Genomic DNA, 13,727 nt, shown 5'->3' with positions numbered 1-13,727 from the left:
GGCTAGAGGATGTACTTGCTGAGATCGGTATTGCCTGCCAGCTCGCCCAGTCGTTCGCGGACATAGGCGGCGTCGATCGTCACCGTCTCGCCGCGGCGATCTTCGGCCCCGAAGCTGAGTTCTTCGAGAAGCTTTTCCATCACTGTCTGCAAACGCCGCGCACCGATGTTCTCGACCGTCTCGTTCACCTGGGCGGCGATCTTGGCGATCTCGGCTATCGCGTCCTCACCCAGCTCCAGTGTAACCTCCTCGGTGCCGAGCAAGGCGCGGTACTGTTCGACCAGGTTGGCGCGGGTTTCGCTGAGGATGCGGACGAAGTCCTCCTCCGTCAGCGCACGCAGTTCGACCCGGATCGGCAGACGGCCCTGCAATTCGGGCAGCATGTCGGAAGGCTTGGCGACGTGGAACGCGCCGCTGGCGATAAACAGGATGTGGTCGGTCTTCATCGGCCCGTATTTGGTCGCAACGGTGGTGCCTTCGATCAGTGGCAGCAGGTCGCGCTGCACGCCCTCGCGGCTGACCGAGCCGCCGCGAACGTCGCTGACCGCGATCTTGTCAATCTCGTCGAGGAACACGATGCCGTTGGCCTCGGCGTTTTCCAGCGCGACGCGGGCGACATCGTCCTGGTCCATCCGCTTCTCGGCCTCTTCCTCGACCAGCCGGTCCCACGCATCGGGCACCTTGAGCTTGCGCCGCTTGGTGGCCTTCCGGCCCATCGCCTTGCCGAACATGTCGCTGAGGTCGATCATGCCGACATTGCCGGCCATCCCCGGAATATCCATCGGCATCGAAGGGGCATCGGCCACCTCGATCTCCACCTCGACGTCGTTCATCGCGTCCTGCACGATACGCTGGCGGAAGCTTTCCCGCGTCGCCTCGGAGGCATTGTCGCCAACGAGAGCGGTGAGCAGCCGGTCCATCGCGGCCTGCGACGCGGCTTCGCGCACAGCGTCGCGGCGGCGTTCCTTCTCCAGCCGGATCGCCTCTTCCGCCAGATCGCGCGCGATCTGTTCGACATCGCGGCCGACATAGCCGACCTCGGTGAACTTGGTCGCCTCGACCTTGACGAAGGGCGCATCGGCCAGTTTCGCCAGGCGGCGGCTGATCTCGGTCTTGCCGCACCCGGTCGGCCCGATCATCAGGATGTTCTTGGGCGTGACCTCGTCGCGCAGTTCGGGGCCGAGCTGCTGGCGCCGCCAGCGGTTGCGCAGCGCGACGGCGACCGCGCGCTTGGCATCCTTCTGGCCGATGATGTGCTCGTCGAGCGCGGCGACGATCGCCTTGGGAGTTAGGGCTTCGGTCAATTCGTTCAGTCCAGTTCTCTAGTCCGTCATCCCGGACCTGATCCGGGATCCCGCTTTCTTTGGAACCGCCGCAGGAAGGTAGCGGGACCCCGGATCGAGTCCGGGGTGACGAGAAATCAAACCGTCTCCAAAGTGACATTGTCGTTGGTGAAGACGCAGATATCGGCGGCGACCGCCATCGCCTTGCGCGCGATCTGCTCGGCGTCTTCTTCATAGGCATCGAGCGCGCGGGCGGCGGCGAGCGCGTAGTTGCCGCCGCTGCCGATCGCGGTGATCCCCGCTGCAGGCTCGAGCACGTCGCCATTGCCGGTCAGCACCAGCAACACGTCCTTGTCGGCGACGATCATCAGCGCCTCGAGATTGCGCAGGTATTTGTCGGTCCGCCAGTCCTTTGCCAGCTCGACTGCGGCGCGCATCAGCTGGCCGCTGTACTGCTCCAGCTTGCGTTCAAGCCGTTCGAACAAGGTGAAGGCATCGGCGGTGGCTCCGGCAAAGCCGGCGATCACCTTGCCATCACCGATCCGGCGCACCTTCCGGGCGTTCGGCTTCATGACGGTGTTGCCCATCGAGACCTGCCCGTCGCCTGCGACCACGGTCTTGCCGTTCTTCTTGACACCGACGATGGTGGTGCCGTGCCACGGGGTCAGGCCGTGAGCGGAATGTCTGTCGTCCATGCGGCAGAATATGGGGAGCGGTGCCCGCCGGTCAAGCGGACGGCAGGCGCAGCGAGCTATCCGCCCGGACCGGCCCCGCCACCGGCACCGGGTGCGCCGACCGTACCGATATTGCCGAACAGGTCTTCGAAGAAACCCCGCTCGCGGCCCAGGGTCGGCGTTTGGTCGCCATCGGGCGAGAGGAACACGACCTTTTCGAGCCCGCTGTTCTGCGACGAAACCACATTGCCCGAGGCATCGAACTTGATCGCCAGAACGTTGTGTTCGCGGATGCGAGGGCGAACGAAGGGCTTCCTACCGGTCACGCTCGAAACATAGTACCAGGTCGATTCCCCGAACTGACTCTCGAAGGTCGGGCGGCCGAGCGTCGCGGCAACCGAATCCTTGTTGTCGATGCCCGGCTGAACCGCTTCGATCAGGCTCGCATCCTGGATATAGCCGCGGTTCTCGCGGATCGAGGTGCATCCCGTCGCCGCGAACGCCGCCACGACCAGGCAGACACCTGCAACCGACTTGCGTGAAATCATCGAAAACCAACCTTCTTGCCGCCGCCCGGTCCGGCTTGGAACCGGGCGCATTTGCCCTATATCGGTGCGAGCCTTACGGCGATGGCCGCCGCCTTGCAACTTCGCGCTTCGGGCGATTGGGGACGGCGGGTTGAATTGTCCATGAATATCGCGAACGGAGCCGCACCCAGCATGTCTTTCCTGTCCCGCCTGTTCGGCACCGCCAGCGATCCGCGTGAGGACATTCGCCCGCTGTGGCATGCGATCGTCGGCGAGGCGCGCCAGCCGCACTGGTATCGCGATGGCGGTGTGGCCGACACGCTGGAGGGGCGGTTCGACATGATCACCGCAGTTGTGGCGCTCGCGATCCTGCGGATGGAGCGAAGCGAAGCCTTGGCGCGCGACACCGCCTATCTGACCGAACTCTTCGTCGAGGACATGGACAGCCAGCTGCGCGAAAGCGGACTGGGCGATCCGTCGATCGGCAAGTACATCGGCAAGCTGGTTTCGGCGATGGGCGGGCGGATCGGTGCCTTCCGCGAGGCCTTGGGCGGTGCGCGGGCGATGGAGGATGTCGTGGCGAAGAATATGACCTTGCTCGACGATACCGATGGCGCGGCGCTTGCCGCAAGTCTGCGCTCGCTGGCTGACCGGTTTGCCGCGATTTCCGACGACGGCTTCCGCGCCGGGAAGATCGCGGCGTGAGCGCGCCCGAATTCTCTCGCCCGATCAAGGCGCGCGCCTTGCCAGAGGCAGCGGTCGATCTGCAGGCGAACGACACCGAATGTGCGGCGCTGGCCGCCCGGTTCGGCATTTCATCGATCGTTTCGCTGGTCGCCAGGGTATCGCTCGACCATCGCGGCAAAGCTGTGCACGGCGAAGGAAAGCTGGCTGCGGATATCGTGCAGACCTGCGCCATCTCGGGCGAGGACTTTCCTGTCCATATCGAGGAACCGATCGCCGTCCGCTTCGTGCCGGAAGGCGCGCCGCCGGAAACGCCGGAGATCGAAATCGAACTCGATGCCTCCGAACTCGACGAGATCGAATACTCGGGCGACAGCTTCGACCTCGGCGAAGCTGTCGCGCAAACCCTGGGGCTGGCAATCGATCCCTATGCCGAAGGGCCGGACGCCGATGCAGCGCGCAAGAAGGCAGGCATCGTAACCGATGACGCGCCAAGTGGCGCGCTGGCCGAAGCGCTGGCGGCGTTCAAGAAGGGCTGAGCGCCCGAAATCCGATCAAAAGGGAATATCGTCGTCGAGGTCGTCGTAGTTCGATCCGCCGCCCGACGAACCACCCGAACCGCCCGAGCCGCCGCCGTAGCCGCCCGAGCTTCCACCCGATCCGCCGCCCTGGTTCCAGTCGCCACCACCGCGGTTGCCGCCACCGCCTCCGCTGCCGCCCTGCGGGCCGTCGAGCATGGTCAGCGAGCCGTTCATCCCGCGGATGACCACTTCGGTCGAGTAGCGGTCGTTGCCCTGCTGGTCCTGCCATTTGCGGGTCTGCAGCTGGCCTTCGATATAGACCTTGCTGCCCTTGCGCAGAAAGCGCTCGACCACGCCGACGAGGCCTTCGCTGAAGATCGCGACGGTATGCCACTCGGTGCGTTCCTGCCGCTCGCCAGTGTTCTTGTCCTTCCAGCTTTCGGAGGTGGCGATGCGCAGGTTCGCTACCTTGCCACCGTTCTGGAAACTGCGGATCTCGGGGTCCGCGCCGAGGTTCCCGATGAGCATGACTTTGTTGAGGCTACCGGCCATCGAATCGTCCCTTTGTCTGTTCGGCGGTTGGCCTATCGGATGCCCCGCCGAGTCGCCACCCCTAGCGCGGCCAATCCACAAGCGTCGGGGTGGATGGGTTTCTCGCAGAGACGCGGAGGAAAGAGTGACGTGGAGAATTTGATTGGCGGCGAAGCTGCCCCGATGAATTTCACACGAAGACACAAAGTCACGAAGATGGAGTGCCGGATGCGACCTCGGATAACGCCTTCGTGTGGGAATAAATGCGGCTTCGCCGCAAGTGCGACAACTCTATGCCTCTCTTTCCTCCGCGTCTCTGCGAGAAACCAGCGTAGCTAAAGCCCCAGCGCCACCGCCGCCCAATAGGTCAGCCCGGCAAACACATAGGCCAGCGCGAACAGATACCCGACCATGAAGGCGGGCCATTTCCAGCCGTTGGTTTCGCGCCGTGCCACCGCGATGGTCGAGATGCATTGCGGGGCGAAGACGAACCACGCGAGGAAGGCGAGCGCGGTGGGCAGGCTCCACATCGCGGTGATCTTGCCCTGCAACGCGGCAAGCGTCTTGTCCTCATCTTCCGAATCGACTGCATAGGTCGTCGCGAGCGAGGACACCGCAACCTCGCGCGCGGCCATCGCCGGGACCAGCGCCAGCGTCATCTCGCGGTTGAAGCCGATCGGCTCGAACACCGGATGCATCGCATTGGCGATCTGTCCGGCAAAGCTGGCGTCGACCTGACTCTCGCCCGGGTCGGCTTTGGGGAAGGTCAGCAGCAACCACAGGATGACCGTGGCAGCGAAAATGATCGTGCCCGCGCGGCGCAGGAAGACCCATGCCCGCTGCCACAGCCCGATCAGCAAATCCTTCAAGATCGGCATCTGGTAGCGCGGCAGTTCCATGATGAAGCCGCTCGCCGCGCCCTTGGTGACCGAGCTGCGCAGCACCAGCGCGACGACCATCGCGCCGACAATCCCCGCGATATAGAGTGCGAACAGCACCACACCCTGCAGGCCGACGAACGGTGCAAGCCTGGTGTTCGGAATGACCGCCGCAATGATGATGCCGTAGACCGGCAAGCGCGCCGAGCAGGTCATCAAGGGTGCCACCAGGATGGTCGTCAACCGGTCCTTCGGATCGGCGATGCTGCGGGTCGCCATGATCCCGGGAATGGCGCAGGCGAAACTGGACAGCAGCGGAATGAAGCTCTTGCCCGACAGGCCAACACTGGCCATCAGCCGGTCCATCACGAAGGCCGCGCGCGCCATATATCCGGTCGCTTCCATCAGCAGGATGAAGGCGAACAGGATCACGATCTGCGGCAGGAAGACAACCACCGAGCCGACCCCGGCGATGATCCCCTCGGTCACCAGGTCGCGCAGGAAGCCTTCTGGGAAATTCGATACCACCAGGCCAGACAATGCTCCGGCACCTGCATCGAGCGCATCGGCGAACGGCGTCGCCCAGGCGAACACCGCCTGGAATATCACGAACAGGACGGCGAGCAGGATCAGCGGGCCGAACCACGGGTGGAGGAGGATCTTGTCGAGCCCGGCATGGATCCGGTGCTCGGCGCTTTCCGAAAGAATGGCACCCTTGGCGATATTGCTCGCGGTCAGCCGCCGTTCGGGAAGGGTGATATGCGGGCGCGGTGCGTCGTGATCGCGTGCGGCCGCCAGCGTTTCAGCCGTGCCGATCGCCGCAATCAGTTCCTCGAGCCCGCGCCGCCGCACGGCAACAGTGGGGATCACCGGCACCCCGAGCGCCTGCGCCAGCGCATCGGGATCGAGCACCAGCCCGTCGCGCTCGGCAAGGTCGATCATGTTGAGCGCGACCACGGTCGGCACGCCCAGTTCGATCACTTCCTGCGCGAAGACGAGGTGTTGTTCGAGATTCGCCGCGTCGAGCACCACCACCAGCGCATCGGGCTTCGCCTCGCCGGGAAAATCGCCCATCACCACCTTGCGGGTGACTTCCTCGTCGGGGCTTGCAGTGTCGAAGCTGTAGCTGCCCGGCAGGTCGATCAGTTCGACCGGTTCGCCCGAGGGCAGGACCAGGCGCCCGGCCTTCCGCTCGACTGTCACGCCGGGATAATTGGCGATTTTCTGCCGCGCGCCGGTAAGCGCGTTGAACAGGGCGCTCTTGCCCGCATTGGGGTTGCCGACCAGCGCGGCGCGGCGCAGGCGGGTCATAGATGCTCCACCGTCATCGCTTCGGCATGTGCGCGGCGCAATGCCACGGTCATCCGCCCGATCATCAGCGCGATCGGATCGCGCCCGCCCAGCACTCCGCGGTGAGCGATCGCGATGCGGGCACCCTCGTCGATGCCCAGCGCGCGCAGCCGCTTGCCGTCTTCCGGTGCAATCCGTTCCCAGTCGACCGCGACGATCCGCGCGCGCTGGCCTATCGGTAGGGTTTCGAGAGTCATGCTGCGCGCGCTGCCAGAGACGCGCGCTTATTGCAACCGATTATCAATAGCGAAGCTCCTGGCAGCGCTTTTCCAGCGCGATCATAGCTAGCGCGAAGGCCTCCCCCAGCACGACATAGTCTTCCGAGCGGTAGTGCCAGCCATCCGGGAGGAAGCCGAAATTTTCGGTCGACGTGACCAGAGCGGCGCAGCGATCATTCGCGACGAAGCGGGCCTGGGCCGCCTGCACTTGCGGCGAATAGGTCATGACCTGGGTTTCGGGCGTGTTACCGGAGTCCTTGATCCGGTCTATTACCACAGGCAGGTTCTCATTGCGCAAGGCCGTGCGCAGCAAACCAACCAGCCGGGCAAGATTTCGGTCGTACCCTTCCGACGCTTCGCGGTTATCGTAGGCATCGGCTTCGCCCTGCATCCATACGATCCCCGCAGGTACTAATGTATCGGTCTTACCGTCGCCGTCGATATCTCTCGGCCGCAACGCTGCGTCGATCGCCGTCAGAGCATTGTCGTACTGATTTCGCCGGTTGCCGCTGGCAAAGTCGGGGTCCCATGAGCCGTAGCCCGAGACGCCATCGACCAGCCCCGTTCCGCCACGCGAAAACTTGATCAAGGCGACCGGTCCGTTCGAAGGATCGGAAGACATGGTGCTGGCAAAGGTCAATTCCGGGCCGAACCGATCGGATAGGCTGTTAGCCGTCCCATCGGTCTCGAAGCCGGTCCCGTGCCCCGGACGCATCGGCGACCAGATGCCCACTCCGCCGCCGTCCTTGCCGTCTTCCACTGTCTTGCCGTGGTAGATCGGAACCGAGGCTGCCTTGGCGGCAATATCGGACGGCACTTCGGAAGCGTAGCCGAAGCCTTCCATGTTCGATTGGCCGCCGAGAAAATAGACCTTGTAGGTTGTTCCGCGGGTTGGCGCTTCCACCTGTGGCAGGTTCGCGCAGCTTGCGAGCAATCCAACGAAGCCGATCATCCCAAAACGCTTCATTCGCCCCCTCCCGTCGACAGCTTGGCATCGCCGTGACGAAACCTGCCGGATAGATGCAGCCAGCGCAGCGACTGGCACAACCTGCGCGATGCTATCGTGCGGGATAGCGCAACCGCCCGAGGAAGCGTGCCATGCTGAAGGTCTCGCGATCCGGGTTGAGCCATTTCGCCTTGGCTTTCTCGAACTTCATCACGCCTTCGATCCGGCGGTCGAGGAACGCCCTCGTGTCCGCTTTCCCGTCGCTCTCGTCGCTGGCGAAGACCGCCAGCGTGGCCGAGTAAATCCCGCCAAGGATCGTGCGCTTGGTATAGTGGTTGTAGTCGGTCGCGGTGTCGCCCGCGAGCCGCCACATCAGGTCGGCGCTGCGCCAGCCTGTCTTGAGCGCGCCAGCTACGTTCTGCGGCATCGCCATGATCGCGGTCGCGCGCCTGAGCGCTTCTTCCTGCCCCGAAATCGCATCGAGCCGGAATTGCACCAGCGAGCGAATGCGCTCGCGGATCGGCAGTTTGGCGAGCGCCTCCTGCGTAAAATGCGCCAGCATTGCTGCATCGATCGCCTCGATCCAGGCGCCGATCATGTCCAGCGCACCGCCCGGGAAGGCAAGCCGTGCAACATCCCTGTCCGCCCCCACGGCATCGGCGGCAGCATCGACCGCAGCCGCGCTCCAGCCGTCGAATACCGCCGCATTGGCGACTTCGGGGGCGAGCGCGAGCCGTAGCTCGTCGAGCGTCATGTCTGCGGCATCGGTCACCGGATTTCCGGCCCGTAGGTTTGCGCGGCCGCTCCGGCGGCGGCTTCTGCCGTGTCATGCTCCGCAAGCACTTCGAGCAAGGCCCCGTTGGAGTTCATCAATGCAACATAGTCGCGCGCGCTGCGCCCTGAATTGTCATTCTTGTCCGGGTTGGCACCCTTCTCGAGCAAGAGCTTCATAATCGGCAGGTCGCGCCGGTGCACCGCCGTGATCAGCGGCGTCTCGCCGGTGACATTTGTCACATCGATCCGCGCACCACCCTTGATCAGCGCCGTCACCGCGTCGACATCGCCGACACTCGCCGCGATCATCAGCGGGGTGACGCCCTTGCTGTCGGCAATATTCGGATTGGCACCGCGCTGGAGGAAAAAACGGATCCAGGTCGCATTGCGCGCAGTCGTCGCGATGTGCAGCGCGGTCTCGCCCGTGGTCCGGTCGCGCGTGTTGATGATGGTCGAACCAGGCTCGTTGAGCGCGTCGGTCACCTTCTGTCCGTCTTCGTCCCGCACCGCCTCGAGGAACTCGAAACCTTCGGACTTGAACTGCGCCGCGACCGGCGCTGCTGCCGCCGCCAGTGCGATACCGATAAGAGCCTTGCGGAAAAGCGCGCGGGCCATGGTGAAACCTACCTCCGAAATTCGTGCGACCGGGCTGACTCGCCCTCTTGTGCAGCGCCGATTAGCAGAGCATGAAGCGCCGCGCCATGCTTCGCATTATCTCCCGTTTGTCGCTACCGCTGTTCGCGGCCCTTTCCCTCGCATCCTGCGGCGGTGCCCCAGTTCCCGGCCCCTCGCCCGACGGAGTCGACTTGCGCGGCGCCGCGATGGGCGGCGACTTCACCCTGACCGGCAACAAGGGACAGCGGGTCAGCTGGGCCGACTTCGACGGCAAGTACCGCATGGTCTATCTCGGCTTCACCTATTGCCCCGATATCTGCCCGACCGATGTCGGTCGGATGTCCAAGGGACTCGCGCTCTTCGAGAAGCAGCACCCGGCGCTCGGCGCGAAGGTGCAGCCGATCTTCATCTCGGTCGATCCGGCGCGCGACACGCCGCAGGTGGTCGGCGAATTCGTCGGCAATTTTCACCCACGGCTGATCGGGCTGACCGGTTCGAAGGAAGAGATCGCACAAGTCATAAAGCTGTTCGGCGCGAGTGCGCAGGCGGACGCGCCCGACGAAAAGGGCGGTTACAACGTGGCGCACACCACTTTCGTCTATCTGTTCGACCCCGACGGCAAGCCGCTCGGCATACTGCCGACCGACAAGGGGGCGGAAGCAGTCGCGGCGGAACTCGAAGGATGGGTCCGCTGAGGGAGCGGTTCTGGGAGCTGCCGCTCGCCGAGCTCGACCGCGCGGAGTGGGAGGCGCTGTGCGATGGTTGCGGGCGCTGCTGCCTGCACAAGATCGAGGACGAGGACACCGGCGCGATCGAGCACACCAATGTCGCGTGCAAGCTGCTCGACTGCACAACCGCGCAATGCCGCGACTATCGCAACCGCAAGGCCTTCGTGCCCGACTGCCTGCGTCTGACGCTCAAGATCGTGAACGAGGTGCCGTGGCTGCCGCCGACCTGCGCCTATCGCCTGCGCGCGGACGGCAAGCCGCTGAAGCCTTGGCACTACCTCGTCTCGGGCGACCGCGAGAGCGTGGTCGCGGCGGGCATCTCGGTCGCCGGGCGGGTGGTGAGCGAGACCGTCGCCGGTCCGCTCGAACACCATATCGTCGAGTGGGACCGGTGATCGACTGGCTGCGCCCCGACATGCAGGCACCCGCGGTCAGCCTGGGCGAGCAGGATGTGCCGCTGGCGATCCGGCGGCACCCGACCGCGCGGCGCATGACCATGCGGCTCGCGCCCGACGGCTCCGAAGTGCGGATCACCATCCCACGCTGGGGCCGCACCCGCGACGCGGTCGAATTCGCCCGTTCGCGCGCGGCCTGGCTCGCCGGGCAACTTGCAAAGATCGAACCGCCGCAATCGCCGCAGGTTGGCGGCACGCTGCCATTTCGCGGGGAGGAACTGCGTATCGATTGGCGGGCCGACCGCCGCCGCCGGGTCTCGCTGACCGAAGGCACGCTGGTGGTCGGCGGACCGCAGGAATCGTTCCCCGCGCGGCTCGAACGCTGGCTCAGGGCGCAGGCACGCGATCTGATCGAAGCGGACATGGGGTTCTATTGCGCCCGCGCCGCTCGCCCGGAGCCGGCCATCGCGCTGTCGCGCGCGCAGCGGCGCTGGGGCAGCTGTTCGACGAGCGGGACGGTGCGGATCAACTGGCGTCTGGTGATGGCCCCCGACGCGGTGCGGCGCTCGGTCGTTGCGCACGAGGTGGCGCATCTCGTCCATTTCGACCACAGCCCCGCCTTCCACGCGCTGCTCGGCGAATTGTTCGAGGGCGATCTCGCCGCCGCCAACCGCTGGCTGCGCGATCATGGGCGCTCGCTCTATCGCCATTTCGGCTGAAGCCGCTTCGTACTGGCGATATTCAGCCCAAGCCTGTATGTTGCGGTCCATGCGATATCTTCGCCATCTCAACCCGACCCCCGGAATCAACGATTTCTGGAGCGAGTTCACCAAGCCCAACCCGCATCGCTGGCCGATCATCGCGGTGTCGTTCGGAATTCCGATCGTCGCGATCCTCACGCTGGCCGGGGAGGACCAGGTCGCACTGCCCGCGCCGCCCGAGGTGATCTACATCTCGACCTTCGATCCCGACCGCACGCGCGAGGAGATCATCGCCTCCAACGTCGCCAATCAGGAACGCAAGGAAGCGCGCGAGAAGCTGATGGAAGAGCGGGCGGAGGTCCGCAAGGAACTCTACCGCCAGCTGGGCGCGGCAACCGGTCTCGACACCGACGAAATGGCGCGCAAGATCGCCGAGGACGAGGCGCGCGAGAAGGCCGCCGAGGCCAAGCGGCGCGAGGAATTGCTCGGGCGTGCGGGCCTCAAACCCGACGCGCCGACGACCGCCGAGTAGCTGCACATGGCGACCGACGCCGAGTGGCTCGCGGCAGCGGCGCGGCTCGCGATCCGCGCGCGCCCGCTCAGCCGCCCCAACCCCGGTGTTGGCGCGATCATAGTCAATGCCGGCGAGATCGTCGGGCGCGGCTGGACACAGCCCGGCGGCAGGCCGCATGCCGAAGCGATGACACTGGCGATGGCGGGCGAGGCGGCGCGCGGAGCAACGCTCTACTGCACGCTCGAACCCTGCGCGCATGTTTCGCCGCGCGGGCCGAGCTGTTCCGTCTCGATTGTCGAAGCCGGGCTGGCGCGCTGCGTGTTCGGCGTGCTTGATCCCGACCCGCGCACCGCCGGCAAGGGACTGGCGCTGCTACGCGATGGCGGGGTGGATGCCCAGCACCTGCCCTGCACCGCCAGCCGCGCGACCCTCGCCGGCTATCTTGCCCGCGCCGAACTTGGCCGTCCGCATGTCACGCTCAAGCTCGCCGCCTCGGCCGATGGCTGCCTTGCGCGGCCCGAGGGGCAACCGCAATGGATCACCGGCGAGCCGGCGCGCGCACATGTCCACGCGCACCGCGCGCTGGCGGACGCGATCCTCGTCGGCGGGGGAACCTGGCGCGTGGACCGACCCCGGCTCGACGTGCGGCTGGAAGGACTGGAAGCGCGCAGCCCCCGGCGCGTAGTGCTGTCGCACGGGGCGATCGAAGGTGTAGCCACCATCGCCTCGCCGGAAGCGATCACCACGCTCGATGGCGTGCAATATCTCTACGTCGAGGGCGGCGCGGCCACTGCCCAGGCTTTCCTCGAGGCCGACCTGGTCGACCGCGTCGAACTCTACCGCGCGCCGTTCGCCATCGGCGGGCCGGATGCGCTTGCCGCGATGGGTCTCGGCGGGCTCGACGCCTCGCCGGAAGGCTGGGTCCCGGTCGAGCAGCGCCGGCTTGGCAGTGATAGCTACGCAGCCTATGATCGCATCCGGAATTGACCATCAAGCCCCCCTCCCTTGAGGGAGGGGTTGGGGGTGGGTGTTCGGCGCCTGACAGCAAGCGTCGCATCCCCCCACCCAGCCTCCCCCTCCCGGGGGAGGGGCCGGTTGCACAGGGGTTTGGCCACACAATGTTCACCGGTATCGTCACCGCCATCGGCACCATCGAGCGCGTCGAGCGACGCGGCGACCTGCACATCCGCATCGCCTGCCCCTACGATCCGGAAAAGATGGCGATCGGCGCATCGATTGCCTGCTCGGGCGTGTGCCTGACGGTGGTCGATCGCGGCGGCGAGCCGGGCGCAAGCTGGTTCGCGGTCGATGTGTCGGATGAGACCGTATCGCGCAGCGTCCCCGATCAATGGACAGCGGGCCGAAGGCTCAACCTCGAACAGGCGCTGCGGCTGGGCGACGAGCTGGGCGGCCATATCGTCACCGGCCATGTCGATTGCGTGGGCGAGGTTCAGCTGGCGAGGGCCGAAGGCGGCTCGACCCGCCTCGCGATCCGCGCCCCGGCGGAATACTCGCCCTTCATCGCGGCCAAGGGATCGATCACCGTCGACGGGGTTTCGCTGACCGTCAACGACGTCCGCGACCGCCCCGACGGCACCTGCGACTTCGCCCTCAACATCATCCCGCACACCGCCGAAGTCACCACGCTGGGCACGCTGGAGGCGGGCAGCGCGGTCAATCTCGAGATCGACGTGCTGGCGCGCTATCTCAAGCGGATGGAGAGCCTGCGGGCCTAGGGGCTGTCGTCATCCCAGCGAAAGCTGGGATCGTTCGCCACATATCCCTTCCCCGTCATCCCAGCGAAAGCTGGGATCGCTTTCCTCTTGGTGTATGTTCGCAAAATGGGCGGCTGGGTCTACATCATGTCCAACAAGCGCGACGGCGTCCTGTATGTCGGAGTAACCGCAGATCTCGCCGCGCGCATTTCGCAACATCGCGCGAGCCGCGGCTCGGCCTTCTGCCGCAAATATGGCCTCGATCGCCTCGTTTATGCCGAGCCACACGAGGATATCGACGCAGCGATAACGCGGGAAAAAGCGATCAAGGCGTGGAACCGCGCGTGGAAAATCGAGTTGATCGAGAATGCCAATCCGGAGTGGTCCGACCTGTTTGACCAGTTGAATTGAGCAAGGTCGCACTATGCGGACAGCGATCCCAGCTTTCGCTGGGATGACGAATTCGTGGTACCTCATCGAGACCGATCCCAGCTTTCGCTGGAATGACGGCGGATGGGAGCAGCGCATCGCAGAACTTTCCTACACGTCGAAAATCTGCCTTAGTCTGCAGGATGACGTACGCCCCACTGTCCCGGCCCGCCACAACACGGTGCATAACGCAGCGCCCTTGTAGGAAATCGAAAGTGACACGACCCTCCCCGGAATTCCCTCA

At 65.3% G+C, this 13,727-nt stretch carries 18 protein-coding genes; 9 read left to right on the top strand and 9 right to left on the bottom strand.

The genetic code is table 11. From position 1 onward, the window contains the following. Positions 1-2: 2 nt before the first annotated feature. From hslU to NSO95_RS12060, 3 genes are all read right to left on the bottom strand, one after another. Positions 3-1,304 carry an ATP-dependent protease ATPase subunit HslU gene (gene hslU / locus NSO95_RS12070; protein ID WP_257596525.1) on the bottom strand — a complete coding sequence of 434 codons (1,302 nt, stop codon included), beginning with the start codon at positions 1,302-1,304 and terminating at the stop codon, positions 3-5. A gap of 116 nt (positions 1,305-1,420) precedes the next feature. After that, complete coding sequence (gene hslV, locus NSO95_RS12065; RefSeq protein WP_301332631.1) at positions 1,421-1,978, bottom strand: ATP-dependent protease subunit HslV; 558 nt, start codon at positions 1,976-1,978, stop codon at positions 1,421-1,423. A gap of 56 nt (positions 1,979-2,034) precedes the next feature. Further along, the gene (locus tag NSO95_RS12060; protein ID WP_257596524.1) at positions 2,035-2,505 is read right to left on the bottom strand and encodes an outer membrane protein assembly factor BamE; all 471 of its coding nucleotides are present in this window, start codon (positions 2,503-2,505) and stop codon (positions 2,035-2,037) included. A gap of 171 nt (positions 2,506-2,676) precedes the next feature. On the opposite strand from NSO95_RS12060, the gene NSO95_RS12055 reads away from it, so the two are divergent. Continuing rightward, on the top strand, positions 2,677-3,189 hold the full coding sequence (locus NSO95_RS12055; RefSeq protein ID WP_257596523.1) for a ubiquinol-cytochrome C chaperone family protein: 513 nt from the start codon (positions 2,677-2,679) through the stop codon (positions 3,187-3,189). Next, entirely contained in the window at positions 3,186-3,707 is a 522-nt protein-coding gene (locus NSO95_RS12050; RefSeq protein ID WP_257596522.1) for a YceD family protein, read from the top strand. The genes NSO95_RS12055 and NSO95_RS12050 overlap by 4 nt, the downstream gene beginning before the upstream one ends. A 15-nt stretch (positions 3,708-3,722) precedes the next feature. On the opposite strand, the gene ssb is transcribed toward NSO95_RS12050, so the two are convergent. The 6 genes from ssb to NSO95_RS12020 form a co-directional block, all read right to left on the bottom strand. Beyond that, a complete protein-coding gene (ssb, locus tag NSO95_RS12045; RefSeq protein ID WP_257596521.1) occupies positions 3,723-4,241 on the bottom strand; it encodes a single-stranded DNA-binding protein in 519 nt (172 codons plus the stop codon). 314 nt (positions 4,242-4,555) lie between these two features. Continuing rightward, positions 4,556-6,409 (bottom strand): ferrous iron transporter B, encoded by a 1,854-nt coding sequence (feoB, locus tag NSO95_RS12040; protein WP_257596520.1) that lies wholly within the window; start codon positions 6,407-6,409, stop codon positions 4,556-4,558. Further along, complete coding sequence (locus NSO95_RS12035; RefSeq protein WP_257596519.1) at positions 6,406-6,645, bottom strand: FeoA family protein; 240 nt, start codon at positions 6,643-6,645, stop codon at positions 6,406-6,408. Before NSO95_RS12035 ends, feoB begins: the two co-directional genes overlap by 4 nt. Before the next feature lie 43 nt (positions 6,646-6,688). Further along, positions 6,689-7,633 (bottom strand): sialate O-acetylesterase, encoded by a 945-nt coding sequence (locus NSO95_RS12030; RefSeq protein WP_257596518.1) that lies wholly within the window; start codon positions 7,631-7,633, stop codon positions 6,689-6,691. A gap of 91 nt (positions 7,634-7,724) precedes the next feature. Beyond that, on the bottom strand, positions 7,725-8,366 hold the full coding sequence (locus tag NSO95_RS12025; RefSeq protein ID WP_257597035.1) for a COQ9 family protein: 642 nt from the start codon (positions 8,364-8,366) through the stop codon (positions 7,725-7,727). 14 nt (positions 8,367-8,380) lie between these two features. After that, positions 8,381-9,001: an ankyrin repeat domain-containing protein gene (locus tag NSO95_RS12020; protein ID WP_257596517.1), complete on the bottom strand. Its 621-nt coding sequence runs from the start codon at positions 8,999-9,001 to the stop codon at positions 8,381-8,383. Between the two features lie 86 nt (positions 9,002-9,087). On the opposite strand from NSO95_RS12020, the gene NSO95_RS12015 reads away from it, so the two are divergent. The 7 genes from NSO95_RS12015 (at position 9,088) to NSO95_RS11985 (ending at position 13,465) form a co-directional block, all read left to right on the top strand. Beyond that, positions 9,088-9,696 carry an SCO family protein gene (locus NSO95_RS12015; protein WP_257596516.1) on the top strand — a complete coding sequence of 203 codons (609 nt, stop codon included), beginning with the start codon at positions 9,088-9,090 and terminating at the stop codon, positions 9,694-9,696. Beyond that, positions 9,684-10,124, top strand: a complete 441-nt coding sequence (locus NSO95_RS12010; protein WP_257596515.1) for a YcgN family cysteine cluster protein — start codon at positions 9,684-9,686, stop codon at positions 10,122-10,124. Before NSO95_RS12015 ends, NSO95_RS12010 begins: the two co-directional genes overlap by 13 nt. Then, entirely contained in the window at positions 10,121-10,843 is a 723-nt protein-coding gene (locus NSO95_RS12005) for a M48 family metallopeptidase (protein WP_257596514.1), read from the top strand. The genes NSO95_RS12010 and NSO95_RS12005 overlap by 4 nt, the downstream gene beginning before the upstream one ends. A gap of 49 nt (positions 10,844-10,892) precedes the next feature. Continuing rightward, on the top strand, positions 10,893-11,357 hold the full coding sequence (locus NSO95_RS12000; RefSeq protein ID WP_257596513.1) for a hypothetical protein: 465 nt from the start codon (positions 10,893-10,895) through the stop codon (positions 11,355-11,357). Positions 11,358-11,363: 6 nt separating this feature from the next. After that, positions 11,364-12,326 (top strand): bifunctional diaminohydroxyphosphoribosylaminopyrimidine deaminase/5-amino-6-(5-phosphoribosylamino)uracil reductase RibD, encoded by a 963-nt coding sequence (gene ribD / locus NSO95_RS11995; protein WP_257596512.1) that lies wholly within the window; start codon positions 11,364-11,366, stop codon positions 12,324-12,326. Between the two features lie 131 nt (positions 12,327-12,457). Further along, positions 12,458-13,075 (top strand): riboflavin synthase, encoded by a 618-nt coding sequence (locus NSO95_RS11990; protein WP_257596511.1) that lies wholly within the window; start codon positions 12,458-12,460, stop codon positions 13,073-13,075. 105 nt (positions 13,076-13,180) lie between these two features. Next, the gene (locus tag NSO95_RS11985) at positions 13,181-13,465 is read left to right on the top strand and encodes a GIY-YIG nuclease family protein (RefSeq protein WP_257596509.1); all 285 of its coding nucleotides are present in this window, start codon (positions 13,181-13,183) and stop codon (positions 13,463-13,465) included. Positions 13,466-13,727 lie beyond the last annotated feature (262 nt).

Source organism: Parerythrobacter lacustris (genome assembly GCF_024626475.1).
Lineage (GTDB): Bacteria > Pseudomonadota > Alphaproteobacteria > Sphingomonadales > Sphingomonadaceae > Parerythrobacter_A > Parerythrobacter_A lacustris.
Note: the sequence above shows the minus strand (reverse complement) of the source record. Positions and strands in the feature narration are given on the sequence as shown.